This window comes from Arthrobacter sp. D3-16 (genome assembly GCF_054408515.1).
Genome location: NZ_CP096437.1, coordinates 3,614,304 through 3,634,392 on the forward strand (window position 1 = coordinate 3,614,304; position 20,089 = coordinate 3,634,392).

Here is a 20,089-nt window from a genome sequence, read left to right on the forward strand (position 1 = left end):
TGGATGGGATCCCGGCGGTGCTCTTGATTTTCGGTGCGGCTTTCGCCTGGGTGGGCTCGACGGTATTCGTACTCCTGCGGCTGCGGCGCCGCAGAAACGGCTCATCCCTCGTAGCGTCGGCTTCCCCTCCCGCTGATCCCGGCAGCAACCGTCACCGCAGGCCTTGGCGCCGCGTCCGCCCGGTAACGGGGCAGACCCCGGTGCGACGACGCAAATTGAGCATCAGGAAAGTCGGCGGGTAAAAGCCTCCAAGGATCGCAGGTCATTAAATGACCAAGAGCAAGCCCAATTTCCCGTTTTACAGGCCACACCCTGCAACAGCACTCCGGCCTTTAGGCTTCTCGGTGGACCTGGTTGGGGCCGTCACAGCGGATCCACGATGAAATCTTCCAGGTATAGGCACTTTGGTGCAGTTGGACGCTGACCCGGACCAGGAGCCGTGCCGCTTGCCGCGCGGTCGCGGCCACACCGTCCTCTTGTGCTCCGCTGGCCAGCGCGCCGTCCAGCAGCAACGTCAGGGTCCGGGCAAGCCGATCCGGCTCTTGGGCACCAGCGCGACGGGCAAGATCGGTGATCCATCCCAGGACCTGGCGTTTGTGCTCCATGGCGCGGTCATGGGTGGGCGTTCCCGGTGCGGCTTCAGCCGCGGCGTTGATAAAAGCACAACCCCGGAAACTCTCGTGTCCGATAACGGAATCCAGGGCATCAAACAGCCCCACGAGCTGATGCCCCGGATCGGGCCCGGCGGCCCCGGCCGCGGCGTGCAGCTGGCGGGTCCAGACCTGGTCGGCCACGTCCAGATAGGCCAAAATGAGGTCGTTCTTGGCAGGAAAGTGGCGATAGAACGTGGCCTTCGCGGTGCCTGACTTTGCAATGATCTCGTCGACACCCACCGCACGCAGGCCGCGTGTATAAAAGAGCCGGGCCGCAGTATGGAGTATTCGTTCACGCGCCATTGCGTCAACCGGCGGGCGGGCCGCCGCGGAGAGGCCGTATAGGTCGCCCATCTCGGAATCATATACAGACTCTTCTGTCTTGCGGCACGAAATTCGCAGTGGAGCTGATTCACCTTGTCTATTTCAAGTGCTGATAAACCGAGATGGGTGGGCTCTCCGTCAGGCCGTTACGCAATCAGCGGCCCTTGTGGCCTGGCTGACCGTGCAGGTATTCACTGCCGACCACCAACGGCTACTACCTCATATACGTGACTGGCCTGGCACTGTAATTGGCACTCCTGACAGGCCTCCGCTGTCTCCCCTCAAGCAACCCCTAAGTGGATTCACCAGAAGAAGCTGGACGGAGGAAGATCCCCCTCTGTCGTTTCCAAAGCCGCGGACAAGCAGCCTGAAATGCAATGCGACCAAGACAGACGGTACAACCTAGGCCAGCTGAAATACTGAGCCATGCATTACGAACTGCGGATCATTCCGGGCTGTCCTAGTAGCGCCCGGGCCCTTGTGCTGTTCCGCACGGCGCTGGACGCCGAAGGAGCCGATGAGGAGATTCGCGTGGTGGAACTGACGAGTGAGGAGCAAGCCAAGGAACTGGACTTTCACGGCTCACCGTCCTTCATTGCCGGCGGCCGCGACCTGTTCCCTTCAACAGCGCCCCCGGCCCTGGCATGCCGGGTGTACCCACGCGTCGTCGGACTGGCCCTCCTGCCCACAAAGGATGAAATCCGGTCCGCACTGCGTTCGGCCTCTTCACCGCCATAAGCGCACAGAAGGATCCCCAATTCCTTTGGCTCCTGCCTTCCCGGTGAGGAAGGCGCCAGGACTGGCTGCCTGACGAATCCATCCTTTCCGACTTCGTTCGATCTCGTCCAATATGGTTTTCCCCTCTGCTACCCGGAAGAGACGTCGTGAGCGGCGGGTTTTTGCATTTCCTTCGGACCGGAAATGCTCCTGGTGCCGCACACCCACGCACCGACCCCTGAACCGTGGACCCCGCGCCATCTTGCCGTTCCTTCAGTTGTTCCAAAACTCCCGCCACACTCCGCCGTCGCAGCGTAACTTTCGGTACAAAATGTACGGTTGCTATGAGGCGGGCCGGCGCGGCCGGTTTGCCTGACTAAAAGGCAGCGAAATCGGTTGGGAGACGAACTCGTCATGCATCAAAAGGTCAATGATCCGCATCGTCGGATGTTCCTCCTGTCAGCGTCGGCATTGCTGCTCGCCGGATGCACCTCTGGCGAGGTCATGGGGCCGTTACCCTCGGCGCCGGAGCCGGGGACAGCTCCGCCGGTGCCGGCGCCGTTAACCGCTGCACCTGTTCCTCCTGATTTAGGACCTGCCCCGCTGGCTCCCGCGCCAACGCCGATGGTCCCGTCGCGGGAGCAGATCGTTGCCCAGTTCTCTGGGCGTCGTCCTTCCTATTGGGGTCTGCAGGCGCCGAACGTCCTCCAGGTCCTGCCAGAGCCTGCCGCAGGGATCGCGTTGACGATGGACTTTTGCGGCGGCCCTGGAGGCAGCGGAACCGATCACGCAGCCCTGGACACGCTGAAACGCCTCGGGATCCCGGCCACCCTGTTCCTGAACGCCCGATGGATCCACCACAACCGGGCCCTGACACAGGAGCTCGCGGCCGAGCCCCTCTTCGAACTGGCCAACCACGGAACCCGCCACGCACCGCTGAGCGTGGACGGTAACTCCGCCTACGGGATCGCTGGAACGCAAAGCAGCAGCCAGGTTTATGAGGAGATCATGTCCAACGACAGCCTCCTGACGGAAATCACCGGTAAGCACCCGCGCTTCTTCCGTCCCGGCACCGCTTACCTGGACGACGTCGCGGCAGAAATCTCGCTGGCCCTGGGTGTGGTCCCGACCGGGTTCAGCATCAACGCCGACGCCGGGGCGACCCACCCGGCATCAGTGGTCGCGGCCGAATCCGCCAACGCCCTGCCTGGCGACATCATTATCTCCCACGGAAACCATCCCGGCTCCGGCACGGCAGCCGGACTCTCGACAGCGATCCCGGCCCTGCTGGATAAGGGCTATACGTTCACCACCCTTGGCGCCGCCCTGCCCTAACCCGTCTAGAAACCATTCCGGGCAGGCCGGGGTAGAAAAGTGCCGCAGAGGTGCCGGTGCGTAAGGACGTTCTTTGCGGCTGTTCCCAGGACGGTCCTCTGACGTTAGGGTCTGCAGTGGGGCGTTACCTGCTTTATGGAGTGTAAGTAGGTAACGCCTTTTGGGACTGCATGTAGCCACCCGGGGCCCCCGGGATGCTGGTGCCGGTGGCGCTTGCGGGAACCGATGAACGCCCATACCACACGATGCACCAAAGGTGCCCGCAGGCAGGCCATCCAGACTGGGCTCTCCGTAAGCGCCAGGAGGCCGGGCAGTCCGTAAGGGCGGTGGTGACGAATAAGGGGTGTGGGGTAGTTTCCTGATGGGCGCGCCGTCCGGTGTGTGGAGGACACATCCCTTTAAAAGGGGTTTGTCATGAAAAGGATCAACCGCAACCTGATCAACCGCAACCTGACCGTAGCCGCCGTCGTATCGTTGGTGGCTATCACCGGGTGCGGGGCCCAGGGCGGGGGCTCGTCCGCCCCGCCTGCAGCCAGTTCCGCTGCACCCTCTGCTGACGGGCCGGCACAGGCAGCTGATGGGGTCATCACGATCAAGGATTTCAAGTATGAGGTTCCTGCGTCGGTGAATCCGGGGTCGATGGTGACGGTTACGAACGCTGACAGCGCCCCGCATACGCTCACTGTCAAGGACGAGGGCGGGTTCGATTTTGAGGTCCCGGGCGGTGGAACGGTGATTTTCGCGGCTCCGGATGCCCCGGGTGAGTACGAGATTATTTGCAGCTTCCATCCGCAGATGAGCGGGACGCTGGTGGTGAAATGAACCGTCCGGAACTGAAACCTCCGAGACGCTCTCTTTGGGTGTTGCGTGTCGGTGTTGCGGTGGCCCTGGTGGTCAGCGCGGTGGTCCATGTCCAGCTCGCGCCGGGCTATCAGCAGGCCGCCCCGGGTGGCATCGGCCAGGGCACCCTGTTTCTGGTCCAGGCCGGCGCCGCCGCCCTGGCAGCAGTATTCGTGCTGCTCAAAGGTTCCCGCATGGCTTTCACTGCGGCCGCCGTAGTGGCGTTGTCGTCCCTGACCGCGGTCATCCTTTACCGGTATGTCCAGGTCCCGGCTATCGGGCCGCTGCCGTCAATGTATGAACCAGTCTGGTACACCGCGAAGACTATAACGGCTGTCGCCGAAGCGGCCGCCGGGGCTCTGGCGGTGGCCGGGTACGCCCTGCTGTACAAGAGCGGGGCTGGATCAGGGCGGGCTGCCCGGGGCCGGCGCCGCGGCACCTCGGCCGCCGTCTGACACTTTTCCTGACCGCCCGGTGAGCGTCTCCAGCCGTCCGCACGACGGTGGCCTGCAGAAATATGTGAACCCGGCCACACCTGCACCCATCCTTTCCCGGAGCTGGTGCGAAGTACTGTTGTCCCCTCCCGGGGGCGCCAACATCACACGCGCGTGTATGAGGAGATTTTTTCAATGAATAAGACACTCCGCTTTATGGCTGTTCCCACCCTTGCTTTGGGCGCTCTTGCCCTCTCTGGTTCCCCCGCGATGGCTGCCGACGGGTCCTACCAGTCCACCCTGAAGCAGCTCAACGGCAGCGCCGGCTCAGGCACCATCACCGTTGATGTCACGGGCAACCAGGCCCACGTAGTCCTGAACGTTTCGGGCATGCCCGCGACCTTCATGGACGCCCCGTACCCGCACGTCCAGCACATCCACGGCGGCGCCCAGGGCGTCTGCCCGGACCCGTCCGCCGATAAGGACGGCGACCAGGTCATCTCCACCACCGAGGGCGCACCGTCCTACGGCGGCATCGTCACCACCCTCTCCACCAGCGGTGACACCAGCCCCGCAGCAGGCCTTGACCTGAAGGTCGGCGGCCAGGGCGCCGCGTACACCGTTGACCGCACGTTCGAACTGAACGCCGAGACCAAGGCGGCCCTGGAAGCAGGCACCGCGGTTGTGGTGGTTCACGGCCTTGATCCCGCAACCCTCAGCGCAGCCGGGCAGGCAGCCAAGTCCGACCTGGCGCCCACCCTTCCGCTGGCAGCCACCTCCCCCGCCCTTTGCGGAACCTTGACGGCCGGGCAAATGAAGATGCCTGCAGGCGGCGCAGCAACCGGCATCGCCACCGAAACCGGCACCGACACCGGAGCCCTCGCCATCGGGAGCGGCCTGGCCCTGATCGCCCTCGCCGGCGGAGCCTACGTCGTCCGCCGCCGCAACGCAGCAGCCTAAGCACTGAGCGGATCGATACAGTGACACCCAAGAATCCCGGCCACCGTGGGGGCCTAGGGGCCTCCACGGCGGCCGGGGTTCTGCTCCTGCTTACCCTGGCCGGCTGCGCCGGGCCCGCCACCACCCCGGACGCCGGAACGGCGCCTTCGGCCTCAGTCTCAGCCCCTGCTGCGCCCGGCACCCCCAGCGCTCCCCCGCCCGTCGCCGCCCCGGCACCCGCCGCCCCCGCTGTGGCCCCGCCCGCACAACAGCTTCCGCCGGTCATGGCCGCTTCGGACCCTGTCACCCTGACCATTCCCTCGATCTCGGTCCGGACCGACCTGATCCACCTGGGACTGGAGGACAACGGCTCCCTGAAAGTTCCCCAGGATGACGGCAACGGCGCCCCTGCCAGCTGGTACGACGGCTCCCCCACACCGGGGGAACGCGGCCCTTCGGTGCTGCTGGGCCACGTCAACTCACCCAACGGGCGCGGCGGCGTTTTTGCGGACCTGCGCAAACTCACCCCCGGCGCCGAAATCACTGTCTCCCGGGCCGATGGCAGCACTGCCGTGTTCACCGTTGACCGCGGCGCGCTCTACCCCAAAGACAAGTTCCCCACCCTTGAGGTCTACGGGAACACTCCAGGGTCCGAGCTGCGGCTGATCACCTGCGACGGCTATGACGCCGCAACCGGGGAATTCGATGACAACTACGTCATCTACGCCACACTCAAAGCCTGACAACGATCGCTTCCCGGACTAGTGGGGGGCGGTCAGGATGGAAAGAGCGATGAAACAGCACAAGCCTCTGCTGGCTTCCCTGGCACTCTCGGCCCTGCTGCTCTCGGGCTGCGCCACAGCGGCCGGATCCGTCACCGTACCATCGGCCCTCCCAACACCGGCACCCTCAGCTGCTTCGACAGGGGCCGGGCGAACTGACAGTCACGGCGGCGGACACCATGGCGGGTCATCATCACCGGGAGCCACCACAGCGGATGGACCGAGCGAGGCTGCCCTGATGGTGTGCGGGGACCAGCCGATGGACCGCCTCACGTCGATCCTGGACCTGAAGCAGGACCCGCACACCATCAACGACTGGGCCGACAGCACCTTCACCTGCACCTACCACCTGAACGAAGGCGATCTGGTCATCTCCGTCAAGGAAGCCAAAGACCAAACCTCTGCGCTGACCTACTTCGATGCAATGCAGGCCCTCGCGAAGAACGCCACACCCATCGAAGGCCTCGCGAACCTCGGCTTCCCCGCCTACGAAACCGCCGGTGGGTCGGCAGTGTTCCAGAAGGACAGTTTCGTGCTCCAGGTGGACGCCACAGACCTGCCCGCCACTTTGGGACCGGACAACATCACCCGCAACGCCCTGGCCTACCAACTCTCCACCACCATCCTCGCCTGCTGGATCGAGCACCCCTGACATGCAGGATTCATCGTTCCAGCCCGCCCACCGAAAGGTTTCATCATGAAGGCAAGCACCAGAACCGGCAGTGCGCTTGCACTCGCAGCAGCAGCTGTACTGGCCCTGTCCGGCTGCGGGGGCATGTCCGGGTCCGGCACGACAGCCCCTACGTCGACTGAGCAGTTCCCGTCAGCTCCTGCCGCCACCACTGAACCTGCTCCTTCAACGTCCGGCACGGGCTCCTCGCCCGCGGCGGCCGCGGCGGAGATTCTGATCAAGGGCTTCAAATACCAGGGCGCAGAAACCGTGAGTCCCGGAGCGGAAATCACCGTGACCAACGAAGACGTTGAAGCACATACCATCACCGCTGACACCGGCAACGCGTTCGACGCCAACATCCAAGTCGGGACCGGCACCTTCACCGCCCCCACCGAACCGGGCACCTACCCCTACCACTGCAACTTCCACGGCAACATGAAAGGCACCCTCACCGTGAAATAACACCCTGCGGGCGTAACCTCCATAGTGTGTTTTAGTCGGTGCCTGCCGGGCCCAGGGACTGGCGCAGGTTGCGGAAGCCGTCCCGAATGCGGGACTTGACCGCCGGAAGACTCAGGTTCAGGGTGCCGGCCACTTCCGTGTATGTCTGCCCATCTAAGTAGGCCAGGGCGGTCGCTTCGGACTGGGCACGAGTTAGCGTAGACAGGCTGGCGAGGGGTACAGGCGCTTCGGAAGCTGACCCCAGGGCGCTGCTCCCGGTAAGTCCCAGGAGAACAAAAGGAGGCTAACCTGCGGTTCCATGAGCGCACCGAACGGCTAAGGGGGCGTAGCCTACGCACATGGGCAGGAAGGTCAGGGATTGCCGATGAGGGAAGTGAACCTGGATCCGGCGCCCCCAGGGTGGGTGGAAAAGATCTACGAGTTAGGTAGCCTGCATGTCCTGTCAGCGGCGTTAGTCCTGCTGTTCGCGTTCCCTCCCTTGAGCGCCATCATGGGACAGGGGCCGGCGCTGGCCATTCTCATTCCAGCCACAATTGCTCTGACGGCGCTGATCTCGCTGCCGATCATCTCCGTACGAAGACGACGCGTAGCCCGGGACGCCGACCAGGGCCTTTTCCAATGCGCCATCCGGGAAAACGGAACACCGCTCAAGCCGCTGCTGCAGCCGCAATGGGCACGAGGATATGCGAAGGCAGAACCGTACCGCCTCCTCTTCCAAGCTATGACCGGCCCGAGTGGCCTGGGACCTATCGAAAGCTACTCAGAGCTGCGCCTGATCACCCAGTCAACCAAGGCTAAATGGTCCGTCCTTCCACGGGGCCAGGTCCTAACGATCAGTACCGATAAAGGGACCATAGAGTTGGGAGCTTCTCCCGCAAGCCTGCGACTGCTCACCGGCAGGTGCTTGAGCGGACGCTAGGACCTGGGCCTGGCGCGAAAAGGAGGTGATACCCACACAGCGGGCAAGCGACCAGGACAACGACAGGGTCGTTCTGGAAAGCTGCAGCTTACAACTCCTGTTGATGCATCGGTGACGCCCTGCAGCGCACCTGACATGGTCTAACTGCTTGAAAATCGGCCAGTAATGGGCCGGGGAATGGCCCTGCCTTAGTTGGTGATTTCTTCAAGGACCCAGGCAAGGATTTTCAGGTCGAAGGGGCTCAGCTCGCACGCCCTGTGCAGGTAGGCGTCGAACTCGAACTGTTCTGCCTGCCCGCCGTTAGCCCAGTACCTCAACCACAGTTCGTGGAGGTGCCAGTTGTCCTGTTCAATTAGGTTCAGTGCTGTCCGTCGTGGATCTTTCATCAGGAACCCTTGTTACCGCCGGGCCCGTGGCTCGGCGTTCACTCTCGTTCTTACCCGGATGCCGCCGCTGCTGGAGCTACTCTCCATGGTGTCAGGTTCACCCGCCGAGGTCACCAGCTGCACCAAGAAAGCGTGCCCACCTCCAGACCACAGGACATGAGCATTTGGAGCGACGTTAGCCCTCGGTTTTAGTGGACGTCAGGGCAGTCATCATTAGATGCGAGACGATGAGCACTACGTGTCACAGTCCCTGACTGCGTCCTGTTGCAGCACACTCAAAGCTGACACCCGGCGCCTTGCTTGGCCCCGGACGAACCGGAATTAGTCCACGGTTGAACGAGAAGTTCGGTCCGCCCGACCGCAGCCGGGGACAATTCTCATAGGTTATCCACCGCTGCTGCTGCCGGGAAGCTACCCCAACGGTTCCAAATTTCCAGCCATGGATACCCTGAATTGACCCCAGCCATGGACGGATCAGAGTCGCCACCAGCTCCGGTCGATAATTAACGAGCACGGGTTTCCCGGCCGAGGCAGGTTGAGGGAATATCGGCGTGTGGAGCGGGACAGGGACCAACATGTTTTACTGGTCCCGGTCGTGCCCGCACGTACCGCAGCCGGTAGCGACTGAGGCGCCGGCAGTGACCCGTCGTGTGGCCGAACGTACTGATGTCAGATGCGGCGGCTAACATGGGCTCTCGGCTCTTCCCTGGGCCGGGAGGTCCTCTTCCACTGCATCAGGATCAGCTATCGAAGTGAGTCAGCACTTTTGGGTCCCGTGCGACGGAGGAAACGATGGTTGCAGCCACTTCACGGAGTTTGGTGTTACGCGTACTGGAGGCTATTTTGAGGATCCTGAGGGCCGATTCCTGGCTGCAGTGGTTCTGCGCCATGATCGCCCCGACGGCGATATCGATGGTAGTGCGTGATTCCATCGCCGACTTGAGGTGGGAACGGTCATCGGTTAGCTGTGCGACGCGCACGGCCAGGCGCAGGGCTTTAGATGCCTGTCCGGCGTAGGCTTCGGCCTTTTCGATGTCCTCTCCACTGAACGCGTGGGTGCGCGTTGAGTAGAGATTCAGTCCTGCGTTCGCTTCGCCTTCAAGCGGAAGCGGAACGGAAAGGATTGAACCGATTCCTTCGGCCCAGGCGGCTGTGCAGTAGCGGCGCCAGCGGGGCTCATCACTCAGGTCCGGGACGTGCATGATGGTCATGTCACGGACAGCAGCCAAGCAAGGACCGTCGCCGTAGCCGTACTGCAGTTCGTCCAAGGCAAGGACTTCAGGGTCGCTGGTGGCCACTGTCGTTGGCTTCTTGCGTCGCATCAAGGTGATGCCGCACAGCAGGTCATTGTTGTGGGAGAGGCTGGAGGCTGAGAATACCGCCAGGTCACTTAGAAGCTCTTCCACGTCAGCGCAATCCAGAACGAGGTCTTGAAGGTGCTCGGCGACATTATTCCGGGGTTGCAGACTGGGTTCGTGGGCCAACGCGGCCTCGTTCCTGATAATGCCCTGAACAATGACCTTGGTGGGCATCATAGAAGACGGCGGTCCGTCCTTGTCGACGGTCCCTAAGTCTACGCCCACTACTACTACCGCCTGTGGCCGTCGCTCCCCTGCAGCCACCACAACCAATTCGATGTGCTCCTGGAGTCCATCGTTTTGAGACTTGCTGATGGGGCCTTCGATTAGGTAGTACCTCCCGGTGACAACGGAATCAGGAGCCGGCTAATTTTTGTGGCAGGCAAGCGACAATTCTCCGCACCATAGTTGGGCGGCAGCAGCCGGGGCCGGCGGCGAAATGAACCCACCTGAGACCGGGTTCATCCCCCAGTCGCCGTCGGCCCCCTTCTACCTGACGGCAGTATCCCTGATCGACTTCCATGAGCGTCACTGTCCCATGCATGAGGATTCACTCGAAGGAGAGGACCCGTCGAGGTGACGTGCATTGTGGTGTGGGGTCAGCTTCCATAGGTTGGTCCCTATGAACACCCCGGACGAGTCGGATGATTTCGAGCGGCTGCATGAACTGGTGGCCGACATGGAAGACGTCAAAAGTCTCCTGAATGGCATGACCGGGCTGGCGGCCGTTGGCCTGAGCAGGACGGCGGGAGCCGCCATCGAGTGCGCCGTGACGCTGCACCGGCCCAAACGCCCCGCGACAATAGCCTGAAGTAGTGACCAGGCCATCCTCCTTGACGGCATTGAGCAACGCCTGGGCGATGGGCCCTGCCTTAAAGCGCTCCGCACCGGGTGCCCGTGTGACATCGACCTGCCCGGACTATGGATCAATGACTGATACGCCGACCTGTACCAACACATGCCACCCCGCCCCGGCCGGGACTTGGGCCTTTAGTAGGGACACTTGGGCTTTTCGCCCTGCGGCGCAAGCGCGTGCAGGGCCGGCGCCGCTACAGGCGTTAGCCTTGCCTATCGCCGCAGGTTGTCTTGTTGCGACAAGGTGAATTGCATGACAGTGCTGTCAAGTAGCGTGTCGCTCCCGTAATCTAGGTTTGTCAGTGCTTGGGGCTGACGGATACCTGGGAGGGTCCGTCTGGCAGGCCGGGCAAGTAACTCAAACACTTTTATTCGGTCTATCAGACAAGGTCTCAGTCATGAATACTCCTTCTGCGCGCACGCGCAAACTTGCCATGTTCGCCGCCGGTCCCCTCGCCGTCCTGGTCGCAGGCGGCATGGTTTGGCAGGGTTCACAGGCCGCTTTCACCGCCAGCACCCGTAACGCGGGGAATTCCTGGAGCACCGGGAACGTTGTGCTGACCGACGATGACCAGGGTGCTGCTGCGTTCACGGTGGAAAACATCGTTCCCGGCCAGACGGGGCAGAAGTGCATCGTGGTCGCGTCCCAGTCCAACGTCCCGGGCGAGGTCCGCGCCTACACGCAGAACCTGATCACCGCCCGCGGCATGGAAGACCGGATCTTCTTTGACCTCGAGCAGGGCACCGGCGGCTCCTTCAATGACTGCACCGGCTTTACCCCCACCGCCAACCAGGTCCCGGAGCTTCCGCTGTCCACCCTGGCCTCCGTGAACCGGGACTTCGCCACCGGCGGCGCCCCGTGGCAGACCACCGGGACCCCCGGCGAGACGCAGAGCTACCGCGGCACGTGGCGTTTTGACACCACCGGCATGAGCCAGGACGCCATCAACGCCCTCCAGGGCGCCCGGGTCGGGATCGACCTGGTGTGGGAGCTGCAGTCCGACGACTCCCCTACCCCGTAGCCGGGAAAGGGCACTGACCTTCCTGTGACTCCGGAGAAGACCGGGGCTCACCCGGTCTTCTCCGGAGTGGCTGCATTGTTTTCCGCGGACGGCTGGGCACTCTTTCTTGCCTGCCTGGTGTCCCGGCTGTATCTGGGCGTGATGCTGAGTCTTGCCCTGATCGCGGTGCTGCCGGCCGTGGCGGGCTGGCACGGCACCGTGGTGCAAAGCGGATCGATGGAACCCCATATCAGCGCCGGGGATGTCGTCCTCGCCTCCGCGCTGGAAGACACCGCCCCGGTCCCGGTGGGCGGGGTGGTTGAGTTCACCAGCCCTGCCTCCGCCGAGCCCGGCGGAGCCGAAAAAACCCGGTTGCACAGGATCGTCACCGCGAACCAGGACGGGACCTATGTCACCGCCGGGGACGCCAACGCCGAGGTCGACAGCACCCCGCTGGTCCGGGGGCAGATCACCGGGCAGGCCCGCCTGTTGATCCCCTCGATCGGTCTGCCCGGCCTGTGGCTGGGCACCGGCAAGCTCCCGGCGCTGGCACTGTGGTCCGTGCTGACCTTGCTCGCCGTGGTAGCTGCCCTGTTCGGCGGCTACCCGGCCAACAAGCCCGGCCCGGGCCAGGAACCGGACGGAACAGACCGGACAGACGGCGGACCGGAGGGCCCACCGGATGACGGCACTGACCCTCCCGCCGAGGGTGCCCCGCCGCTGGCGCTGCGGGCCGGCGCCGCGGCCGGAATCCTCGCCGCTCTGAGCGTCATGGTCCTCGCCGGCGCGTCGGTGTTCTCCTCTGCGGCGTTCACGGCCAGCACCGCCAACGCGGCCAACACCTTCAGCGCGGCCGCCGACTGGACACCGCCAACAGTGTCCCTGACCTCCCCGGGGTCAACTGTTCGCGGCAGTGTCACCTTGACCGCCGAAGCCACCGATGCCGAAACAGGCATCCGCAGCGTCACCATTGAATACTCCAGCACCGGCGGCGCGTGGACTGCCCTCTGCACGGCGGCCGCCCCGCCGTACTCGTGCCTGTGGAACACGACCACGGTCCCCGACGGCGGCTACACCCTCCGGGCAACCGCCACCGACAACACCGGACTCACCAGCACCTCCGCTGCCGTGGAGACCAGGGTCGCCAACACCTTCGGGGTCGAGCTCGCCGACCCGGGCGAGTTCCAGCGCGGCACCGTCACCCTTTCCACCACCCTGACCAGCCCCGCCGGCGGCAATTATGCCGTCCGGGTGGAATACTCGGTGGCCGGCAGCAACAGGTGGAACACCCTGTGCACCAACATGCTCCCCCCGTACAACTGCACCTGGAACACCACTGCCTTCGCCAACGAGGCCTATGACCTGCGCTCCGTCGCAGTCTCCGGCGGCACCGCCACCTACTCCGAAACCATCACCGACGTCCTGGTCGACAACCAGGCACCCAGCGTAACCATGAGTGATCCGGGCACCCCATTGAGCGGCACGCGGACTTTCACCGCGGTGGCGACCGATGCGCACTCCGGCATCGCCCAGGTCCAGCTGCAGTACACCCGGCCCGGGACCACGACCTGGGTCACCCTGTGCACGGTGGACACCGCCCCGTACTCCTGCCGGTTCGACACCACCACCCTGCCCAACGGCACCTACAGCTTCCGTGCCATCGCAACGGATGAGGCAGGCGGCAGCACCATTTCCTCCGTGGTCAGTAACCGGACCGTGGACAACACCATCTCCTCCGTCTCCGTCGAAGACCCGGGCGCCTACCTCACCGGCACCGTAACCCTGAACGCCGCGGCGAACTCCAGCGCCGGGGTCAACAGCGTCAGGATCCAAACCGCGCCGGCGGGCACCAACACCTGGGTTACCCGCTGTACCATCAACACCGGCCCCTACACCTGCACCTGGGACACCCGTACTGTCACCGACGGTGTCTATGACCTCCGCGCGGTCCTCACCGACAACACAGGCAAGGAAACCATCTCCGCCACCGTGCCGTCCCGGCGCGTGGACAACAGCCCGCTGCGGGGAACCGACATCCAGGGAACCAACGGCTCAGGCACGGCCGGGCGGCTCGGCACGGGGGACACCCTGGACTTCACTTACAGCCAGACTGTAAACCCTGCAACCATCACCCCAGGCTGGGCCGGTGGTGCCCTGCCGGTCACCGTTCGTCTTCGCGACGGCAACCTCCTGGGCCTGGGCAACAGCGGCGACACCATCGACATCCAACGCCCCGGCAGCACCGTGAACCTCGGTGCGGTGAACACCAAGGCAAACCTCGCCAGGAGCCGCCGGACCATCACCTTCAACGCAACCATGACCGCCACCACGGCGACGGTCGCCGGGGTGCCGCGCACCGTTGTCACCGTCACCCTGGGGAACCCGGCCAGCGGCAGCAGCAGCCTGCGCACCTCCGGCACCGCAGCAGCCATGATCTGGACCCCTACCTCCACCGTCACCACCCCAGGCGGCAGCCCATCCTCCACCGCCCCGGTCACCGAAACCGGCACACTGGACAGAGACTTCTAACCCGGGACGGAGGTGCTTTTCCTTGCAGCTCACCGCCTACATCATCAGTGCCGCCGATGGAGAACTCCTCCTCGGCGCCGAAGAGCTGCCCGCTCTCCGCACCACAGCCCGGAACGTCGAAGGCATAGCAGGCGCTGTCCAAGCAGAAGCGGCACGCTTGACAGGACACTCACTCAACGACATCCACGTCCAGGTCCCCTTCTAGCCCCACCTGTACCGCTGTGGGAACAGAATCTCCTAACCCTTGGGATACAAAGCGTCCCACCGACTGCCTGAGCACTCCATGCGCGCGGGTAAATCCTGGGATTCGTCGAATTCTGTAACTATGTCTCCCAACTCGCTGCCGTGGTCGGCAGTCGTCACTAGTTGGGAGACGACGAGCACTACGTGCCACAGTTCCATGACAGCGTCCTGTTGCAGCACACCCCAACCAGACGAGCGGGACACCTTGTCCTGGCCTTCTTTTGAGAGGAGCCTAGGACTCAACCTGACAGAACGACGGTTGGAGGTGGCGGTGGCAGGACAACGAATCGGGTACGTCCGAGTAAGCAGTCTTGACCAGAATGAGAAACGCCAGCTCGAAAACCAGGTTCTGGACCGAGTCTTCACGGACAAGGCCTCCGGCCGGGACACTTCCAGACCGGAGCTTATGGAGTTGCTGCGGTTCGCCCGGGATGGCGACACTGTAATGGTTCACAGCATGGACCGGCTCGCCCGGAACCTCGATGACCTGCGGGCCCTTGTCCAGGGCCTCACCCGCAAAGGTGTGCGGGTGGAGTTCATCAAGGAGAGCCTGGTCTTCACCGGCGAGGACTCCCCCATGGCCAACCTCATGCTGTCCGTTATGGGTGCCTTCGCCGAATTCGAACGCTCACTTATCAGGGAACGCCAACGGGAAGGCATCGCCTTGGCGAAGCAGCGCGGCGCCTACAAAGGACGGAAGAAGACCTTGACACCGGACCGGGCAGCCGAACTCGTCCAACGCGCCGGCACCGGTGTTCCGAAAGCACTTCTTGCCCGTGACTACGGGATCAGCAGGGAGACCGTCTACCAGTACCTCCGCAATGCAAAGTTGGAGTGATCCACTCCCCTGCCTGGCCGTCGATGTGCCCTGGACCGCACAGCGGTTAGCTTTACAGAATCACGGTTATCGGCCTTCGAAATTAGGCGGGGGAGTGCCTCCAAAAGGCGCTGTTTTGGCCGTCGTTCGTGGCATTTTTCTAGGGACACGGGAGGTCAGAACTTCTCAGCCAGTCCCCGGTTTACGGCGGGGATGTCCAGGAAGGCAGGGTCAAACGGCGCATTGGTGCCGGTTATGTCCGCCACCCATGCGGCGTGTTCTACATGGTCAGGATGCGACGGGTCGGCCAAGGTATCCATGATGTCCTCGTAACCTGGGAGACCTCCGGAGTCTTCCAGGGGGCCGCGTCGGGCGCCGTCGATCAAGCAGGCCGACGGACTGTTGCCGTCTGCGGGCCGGCGGGAAACCAGTTCGAGCCGGTGAAGCCAGCTGTCACCGAAGTCGTATTCGTAGAACGCTTCGCCCGAACCCAGCGCGAGCAATTGATCCAGAGTGCAGTCCTCCTCAGGCCTGTCGCCCGGTTCTTCACACTGCTGCCTTGGAAGCCACTGCGGGACTTCGGGGAATTCGCCGTCGACCGGCCGCAGCGGCGCGAACGGGTGGCTTGTTACAAACCTGTGCAGGTGCGCGTCCTCCCAGCCAAAAGCTGCCTGCAGGACCTGATGTACCTGACTCAAAGTCAGCGAGCCCCGGAGCTCGAATCGACGCCAGATCTCCGGCACGCTGTCAACCAGCGCCACGCGAACCTCCAGGGCCGAGTCCTGTCCATTGCCCGTCCCGCCCCGTAAGTTTTCCATGGCTCCATTTTTACAGTCACCACGGCCCTACAAGTCAGAGGCTGTCCTCTCCCCCGCCGAGGCCTATGGCTTGACGAAAGATCCGTTATCGGCGTAGCGAATTGGTCACGGAAGTACCGCGAATGGGCGGTGTCAGAGGCCTGTTACTTCATTCGGCGGGAAGACGCGAACTCAGAGCTGATGCGGTGTTACCGAAAAAATGAACTGTTGATTGTCTCAGTCTTCGCGAGCACACTTTGTATATGTCTAGGGCTTCGCGAGAAGAATCATGAAGACATTTCTTCAGGGATCGGTCTTCCTGAAAGACCGCGAGAATGATATTGGATACCGCTGGCTAATTGGCTTTGCAGCGTCTGGGTTTTTGGCTCTCCTAATGATGACCACCTTCATTCAGCTAGGATTGACACCAACGCCTGCGAATGCACAAAGCGGCACTATCGACTCTGCATGTGGCCCGGCACGAGAACTTGCCACCAAAGATCCTCCAGCAGCTTTAGAGCTCATCGACAAGATCCGAAGTGGTGCACCCGGAACTTTGCCAGCACCGGTTCCGAGCAACATTGCGGGAGAAGTAGCAACTGTTAGCCAAGCCTGCGAATCGGAACGCCTTATCGCCCTAGCTGCAGCCGGACGTAAGTTGGTAGCACCTGACCCTCCGGCTCCGCCTGCACAATTTAAAGATCTGTGGGAGGGTATCGATAAGAAATGGGTAAGCCTGCTCCAAGGCCTGGTCTTCTTGGGCATTGTCGCTGTGCTCCTGGTCGTTGCCCGATTGATTGCGCTCCTGCCTTTTCTGGCAAGGAAAAGGACTGATCCGGCCCGTCAGAGGCAACTCCTCTGGTGGGGGCTGGGATTCCTGATAGTAGGAACTGGTCTGCTCGTGGCAGTCCTACCGCATGTGGCAGCTTATGCTGAGAACCCAGACCGTGACACAAACATCCTAATCGTGCCCGTGGCCGCCCTTATTGCTCTAGGCACCGCCTTGCTTTCTCGTGCGTTGGCTGGCCGGCTCCGTATGAACGTTACTGTCCACGATGGGGACGGAAAACAAAACAGGATGGCTGCTGGCCGCCTCGTTGCCATCCTGTCAGAGCTTGGAGGCAAACCATCGGCTGGGGTGGAAATTCCCTACGCTGTGGACGTAAGTGCGCTCAGTGAAGCGGCACTTGTTACCGTCCCCAATCACAAAGTTATTGCGCTGCTCCACCAACTTCTGCAATTTATTTTCAACTCGACACCATGGTCCGCAGTTGTGGATGGTACCGAGGACGCCATTTCTATCCTAATTTCAAGAAACGGACGTGCTGTTGACACCACTCTGATTAGCCGCGACGAGTTTGCTCTAATCACTCCGATCAGAACTGCCGCTAACGATGGGACCAAGAAGGACACCGGAACACCGCCCTTGCCAGATCTTTACAAGATGGCGGCGGCCCTGATTCTTACCAATTTGGCAAAAAGGCACGACGGCTTTGAGGGTCTTTGTGAGGCAGGAGACTGGAGGAGTGTAGGGCTGCACTTCATAGCTACAACAGATTACGAAGCCAATGATAGGAAGGCACTTCCGCTACTCGCAGCAGCTATGGAGTACGACCCGCGCAACAGGGCTGCTGACTTGGCTCTTCACCATCACCAGTATCGACAAGCCGAAAAGAAGGATGATCTGCGCTTTTACGCGAAGTGGTTGAAAGAGCAGGAACTTCATACCAGGGCCGATACGACTGGGTACTCTGCAATCAACCCGGTCTATCAAAGTAGAAATACCAAGGCGGGGTTCTTGGACCTGCGTCGTCGTTTGCTGGTAAATTATATGATTGCCGTACTAAATCTTAGGAGTATCGCTGGATGTCAATCCGCCGAGCCCTTAGCTTCACAGTACGCCAAGCTCTTGATGGAACTCCTCCGAGTTGACGATCGGCAGCCCGATCCCTTAGCCGACGAAATGCGCCCAGTGGCGACAGAGCTGGTCAGGGAACTAAGGGAGCAAGAGCAGAGTGTGGTCAGGCCGGTTGTAGCCAGGATGAAAGATCGAGTATCGGTCGATGGTGAATCTCCGCGCCTTGCATATAACAGGGCCTGCGCCGCAGCACAGGCATACCTCCGCGCAGAGCGGCGGAGTGAAAAAGAGCACGCCCGGATCATGTGCCTGCAACACCTTCGAATAGCTGTGCTGGTCTCCCAATATAAGGAGTGGGCACGTAAAGATCCGTCGCTTCAACCAATGCACGTGGACAGTGAGTTTGGCGAGGTCATAGGTACCGCACCCAGGCGTGACTTTTGGGAGATTGCAGCTCTCAAGCCATACCAGACACCGCTGCTGGAAGCAGGAGTTCCTAAGCCAAAAATGCTCGCTGATCGGCTGAGACATAGGCCTTACCTTCGGCGATATCTGGAAATTAGCCCTGCGAAATTTGATCGCTTGCTCCGCGTTTCTGGCATCGTCCAGCACGCGGAGGAGTACAGCAGGACCCACAATGGTAATTTTGCAACTTTCAAAGTCGAGTTAGTGGCCGCCCTTCTCGAGCAAGGTATCGAGAGGCCTGAAGAGCTCTCCGATCCCAAGGAAACGGCAGCGGAGTTGCTCCGGGCTACAGTGCAGAGGTGCCTCAGAGGTCCGGGCGAGGAAGACGTGGAAAACTGGCTCAGCGAATGGAAGCAGTCCGCGCCTCCTGCGGCACTCGTCAAGCTATAATCGGCCCTCAGTTTTTTCCTGACCCCAGGTGGCTAGGTCGCATGTACAACCCGCGTGAGAATACTCATAAGACCCCACGTCTTGGGCATGCCAGACTCGAGGGCTTCATCACGACAGGCTAACTATTAAAGAGATCTTGCTAATGCTTTGAACAAGCAGAATAGCGAATACAGACTCCCCTGCTCCCCGAGCATCTAGTTAACAAAATCTCCATTATCGGCGCGTGAAAATTGCCGTGGGGAGAGGTTGAAAAGGCCTTCTCTCACCTGCCGATTGAGGGTTCCGCCGGGCGCGGCGGGACCAGACTCAGGTTGAAACAGCGGCAGTCAGGGTTATTCGGCGTCCGCACGGACGGCGCTTCGCTGAGCGATTGTCCGAAGAATCCCCGTGTGGTCAAGGGCGCCGTCGCCCCGCGCGACCATTTCTTCGAACAAGTTTCTGATGACCTTGCTCATGGGCAGCTCTAGTTGTGCCTTGGTTGCTGCACCGAGGACGAAGTTGAGGTCTTTGAGCTGATTTTTACCGCTGCCGCCACCTGTGAAGTCGCCGTCTATCCATCTGTGCCCTTTTTGCCGCAGGACCTCGGAGTCGGCCAGCCCACCCTGGAGCAACTCAAGCATGACCGATAGATCGAGTCCCCCACCCCGGGCCAGGAGCATGGCTTCGGAAATTGCTGTGACCGTGCCGGCGACAACGATCTGGTTGCAGGCTTTGGCGAGTGCGCCCGAACCTCCCGGGCCCATATGTCGGATGGTGCTGCCCATGAACTGGAACGCCGGGGTGACCGTGCTCAGCGCGTCCTCGTCCCCGCCGACCATGATGCTCAGGCTGCCGTTTTCGGCACCGACGGTCCCGCCGCTGACGGGAGCGTCGAGGACTTTGACGCCGTGGTCTCTAAGCATCCGTTCACCGAAGGCCGCCACCGCCCCGGGCGAAACGGTGCCGTGAACGACGAGTATCGGCCGGGCGGTGCCCCTGGCTGCCCATCCGGCGAGGAGGCCTTGTTCTCCCGGCAGCAGTGACTCGACGTGGCTGAGATCCGGTAACACGGTGAGAACGACGTCCGCCGCGGCGTCAAAGGGCGAGGATGCAACGCGGGCGCCGAGTCCCGCCAAGGCTTCGGCCTTGGCGGCTGTCCGGTTCCAGACGGTCAGTTCGCCGTAGCCGTTGAGCAGTCGGCGCGCCATAGGTTCACCCATTGGACCCAGCCCCATCAGGGCAAGCGACGGGTGGTCGTAGTCAGACATTCGGGTCCTTTGGTTGAGGAGGACGGCATCTTTGCGTCACGCCTGGATCAGCAGTAAACAAAAGC

General features: G+C 62.3%; 21 protein-coding genes. 15 read left to right on the top strand and 6 right to left on the bottom strand.

What is annotated here, in order from left to right; genetic code table 11:
- Window positions 1-332 precede the first annotated feature (332 nt).
- Window positions 333-1,007 (bottom strand): TetR/AcrR family transcriptional regulator, encoded by a 675-nt coding sequence (locus tag M1D32_RS16925; RefSeq protein WP_458779774.1) that lies wholly within the window; start codon window positions 1,005-1,007, stop codon window positions 333-335.
- Between the two features lie 396 nt (window positions 1,008-1,403).
- On the opposite strand from M1D32_RS16925, the gene M1D32_RS16930 reads away from it, so the two are divergent.
- From M1D32_RS16930 to M1D32_RS16965, 8 genes are all read left to right on the top strand, one after another.
- Window positions 1,404-1,715 carry a thioredoxin domain-containing protein gene (locus M1D32_RS16930; RefSeq protein WP_458779775.1) on the top strand — a complete coding sequence of 104 codons (312 nt, stop codon included), beginning with the start codon at window positions 1,404-1,406 and terminating at the stop codon, window positions 1,713-1,715.
- Between the two features lie 726 nt (window positions 1,716-2,441).
- Window positions 2,442-3,029 (top strand): polysaccharide deacetylase family protein, encoded by a 588-nt coding sequence (locus M1D32_RS16935; RefSeq protein ID WP_458782220.1) that lies wholly within the window; start codon window positions 2,442-2,444, stop codon window positions 3,027-3,029.
- 414 nt (window positions 3,030-3,443) lie between these two features.
- A complete protein-coding gene (locus M1D32_RS16940) occupies window positions 3,444-3,851 on the top strand; it encodes a cupredoxin domain-containing protein (protein ID WP_458779776.1) in 408 nt (135 codons plus the stop codon).
- 38 nt (window positions 3,852-3,889) lie between these two features.
- The gene (locus M1D32_RS16945; protein ID WP_458779777.1) at window positions 3,890-4,324 is read left to right on the top strand and encodes a hypothetical protein; all 435 of its coding nucleotides are present in this window, start codon (window positions 3,890-3,892) and stop codon (window positions 4,322-4,324) included.
- Window positions 4,325-4,498: 174 nt separating this feature from the next.
- The gene (locus M1D32_RS16950; protein WP_458779778.1) at window positions 4,499-5,263 is read left to right on the top strand and encodes a hypothetical protein; all 765 of its coding nucleotides are present in this window, start codon (window positions 4,499-4,501) and stop codon (window positions 5,261-5,263) included.
- 20 nt (window positions 5,264-5,283) lie between these two features.
- Entirely contained in the window at window positions 5,284-5,985 is a 702-nt protein-coding gene (locus tag M1D32_RS16955; protein WP_458779779.1) for a class F sortase, read from the top strand.
- 49 nt (window positions 5,986-6,034) lie between these two features.
- Complete coding sequence (locus tag M1D32_RS16960) at window positions 6,035-6,676, top strand: hypothetical protein (protein WP_458779780.1); 642 nt, start codon at window positions 6,035-6,037, stop codon at window positions 6,674-6,676.
- 45 nt (window positions 6,677-6,721) lie between these two features.
- On the top strand, window positions 6,722-7,159 hold the full coding sequence (locus M1D32_RS16965; protein WP_458779781.1) for a cupredoxin domain-containing protein: 438 nt from the start codon (window positions 6,722-6,724) through the stop codon (window positions 7,157-7,159).
- Between the two features lie 31 nt (window positions 7,160-7,190).
- On the opposite strand, the gene M1D32_RS16970 is transcribed toward M1D32_RS16965, so the two are convergent.
- Window positions 7,191-7,427, bottom strand: a complete 237-nt coding sequence (locus M1D32_RS16970; RefSeq protein WP_458782221.1) for a sigma factor-like helix-turn-helix DNA-binding protein — start codon at window positions 7,425-7,427, stop codon at window positions 7,191-7,193.
- Between the two features lie 135 nt (window positions 7,428-7,562).
- Here M1D32_RS16970 and M1D32_RS16975 point away from each other — a divergent pair, with 135 nt between their 5' ends.
- Window positions 7,563-8,078 carry a hypothetical protein gene (locus tag M1D32_RS16975; protein ID WP_458779782.1) on the top strand — a complete coding sequence of 172 codons (516 nt, stop codon included), beginning with the start codon at window positions 7,563-7,565 and terminating at the stop codon, window positions 8,076-8,078.
- Between the two features lie 188 nt (window positions 8,079-8,266).
- Here M1D32_RS16975 and M1D32_RS16980 read toward each other — a convergent pair whose 3' ends face one another.
- Together M1D32_RS16980 and M1D32_RS16985 are read right to left on the bottom strand one after the other, a co-directional pair.
- Complete coding sequence (locus M1D32_RS16980) at window positions 8,267-8,464, bottom strand: hypothetical protein (protein WP_458779783.1); 198 nt, start codon at window positions 8,462-8,464, stop codon at window positions 8,267-8,269.
- A 740-nt stretch (window positions 8,465-9,204) separates the two neighbouring features.
- Window positions 9,205-9,870, bottom strand: a complete 666-nt coding sequence (locus tag M1D32_RS16985; protein WP_458779784.1) for an ANTAR domain-containing protein — start codon at window positions 9,868-9,870, stop codon at window positions 9,205-9,207.
- Window positions 9,871-10,444: 574 nt separating this feature from the next.
- Between M1D32_RS16985 and M1D32_RS16990 the strand changes: the two genes are divergently transcribed.
- The 5 genes from M1D32_RS16990 (at window position 10,445) to M1D32_RS17010 (ending at window position 15,288) form a co-directional block, all read left to right on the top strand.
- Window positions 10,445-10,633 (top strand): hypothetical protein, encoded by a 189-nt coding sequence (locus M1D32_RS16990; RefSeq protein ID WP_458779785.1) that lies wholly within the window; start codon window positions 10,445-10,447, stop codon window positions 10,631-10,633.
- A 442-nt stretch (window positions 10,634-11,075) separates the two neighbouring features.
- Window positions 11,076-11,699, top strand: coding sequence for a hypothetical protein (locus M1D32_RS16995; RefSeq protein ID WP_458779786.1), 624 nt, complete (start codon window positions 11,076-11,078; stop codon window positions 11,697-11,699).
- 24 nt (window positions 11,700-11,723) lie between these two features.
- Complete coding sequence (locus tag M1D32_RS17000; RefSeq protein WP_458779787.1) at window positions 11,724-14,207, top strand: Ig-like domain-containing protein; 2,484 nt, start codon at window positions 11,724-11,726, stop codon at window positions 14,205-14,207.
- Between the two features lie 22 nt (window positions 14,208-14,229).
- On the top strand, window positions 14,230-14,412 hold the full coding sequence (locus tag M1D32_RS17005) for a hypothetical protein (RefSeq protein WP_458779788.1): 183 nt from the start codon (window positions 14,230-14,232) through the stop codon (window positions 14,410-14,412).
- Window positions 14,413-14,721: 309 nt separating this feature from the next.
- Entirely contained in the window at window positions 14,722-15,288 is a 567-nt protein-coding gene (locus tag M1D32_RS17010; protein WP_458779789.1) for a recombinase family protein, read from the top strand.
- 155 nt (window positions 15,289-15,443) lie between these two features.
- On the opposite strand, the gene M1D32_RS17015 is transcribed toward M1D32_RS17010, so the two are convergent.
- Window positions 15,444-16,085: a plasmid pRiA4b ORF-3 family protein gene (locus tag M1D32_RS17015; RefSeq protein WP_458779790.1), complete on the bottom strand. Its 642-nt coding sequence runs from the start codon at window positions 16,083-16,085 to the stop codon at window positions 15,444-15,446.
- Window positions 16,086-16,353: 268 nt separating this feature from the next.
- Here M1D32_RS17015 and M1D32_RS17020 point away from each other — a divergent pair, with 268 nt between their 5' ends.
- Window positions 16,354-18,777 (top strand): hypothetical protein, encoded by a 2,424-nt coding sequence (locus M1D32_RS17020; RefSeq protein ID WP_458779791.1) that lies wholly within the window; start codon window positions 16,354-16,356, stop codon window positions 18,775-18,777.
- Window positions 18,778-19,109: 332 nt separating this feature from the next.
- Here M1D32_RS17020 and M1D32_RS17025 read toward each other — a convergent pair whose 3' ends face one another.
- A complete protein-coding gene (locus M1D32_RS17025) occupies window positions 19,110-20,024 on the bottom strand; it encodes an NAD(P)-dependent oxidoreductase (protein WP_458779792.1) in 915 nt (304 codons plus the stop codon).
- Window positions 20,025-20,089: the final 65 nt, after the last annotated feature.

Bases quoted from the DNA above. Each gene is read 5' to 3' on its own strand.
- M1D32_RS16925 (WP_458779774.1), bottom strand. From the start codon at position 1,007: ATGGGCGACCTATACGGCCTCTCCGCGGCGGCCCGCCCGCCGGTTGAC.
- M1D32_RS16980 (WP_458779783.1), bottom strand. From the start codon at position 8,464: ATGAAAGATCCACGACGGACAGCACTGAACCTAATTGAACAGGACAAC.
- M1D32_RS16965 (WP_458779781.1), top strand. From the start codon at position 6,722: ATGAAGGCAAGCACCAGAACCGGCAGTGCGCTTGCACTCGCAGCAGCA.
- M1D32_RS17025 (WP_458779792.1), bottom strand. From the start codon at position 20,024: ATGTCTGACTACGACCACCCGTCGCTTGCCCTGATGGGGCTGGGTCCA.
- M1D32_RS16950 (WP_458779778.1), top strand. From the start codon at position 4,499: ATGAATAAGACACTCCGCTTTATGGCTGTTCCCACCCTTGCTTTGGGC.
- M1D32_RS16940 (WP_458779776.1), top strand. From the start codon at position 3,444: ATGAAAAGGATCAACCGCAACCTGATCAACCGCAACCTGACCGTAGCC.
- M1D32_RS17015 (WP_458779790.1), bottom strand. From the start codon at position 16,085: ATGGAAAACTTACGGGGCGGGACGGGCAATGGACAGGACTCGGCCCTG.
- M1D32_RS16930 (WP_458779775.1), top strand. From the start codon at position 1,404: ATGCATTACGAACTGCGGATCATTCCGGGCTGTCCTAGTAGCGCCCGG.
- M1D32_RS16960 (WP_458779780.1), top strand. From the start codon at position 6,035: ATGAAACAGCACAAGCCTCTGCTGGCTTCCCTGGCACTCTCGGCCCTG.
- M1D32_RS16995 (WP_458779786.1), top strand. From the start codon at position 11,076: ATGAATACTCCTTCTGCGCGCACGCGCAAACTTGCCATGTTCGCCGCC.
- M1D32_RS16935 (WP_458782220.1), top strand. From the start codon at position 2,442: ATGGACTTTTGCGGCGGCCCTGGAGGCAGCGGAACCGATCACGCAGCC.
- M1D32_RS16990 (WP_458779785.1), top strand. From the start codon at position 10,445: ATGAACACCCCGGACGAGTCGGATGATTTCGAGCGGCTGCATGAACTG.
- M1D32_RS17020 (WP_458779791.1), top strand. From the start codon at position 16,354: ATGAAGACATTTCTTCAGGGATCGGTCTTCCTGAAAGACCGCGAGAAT.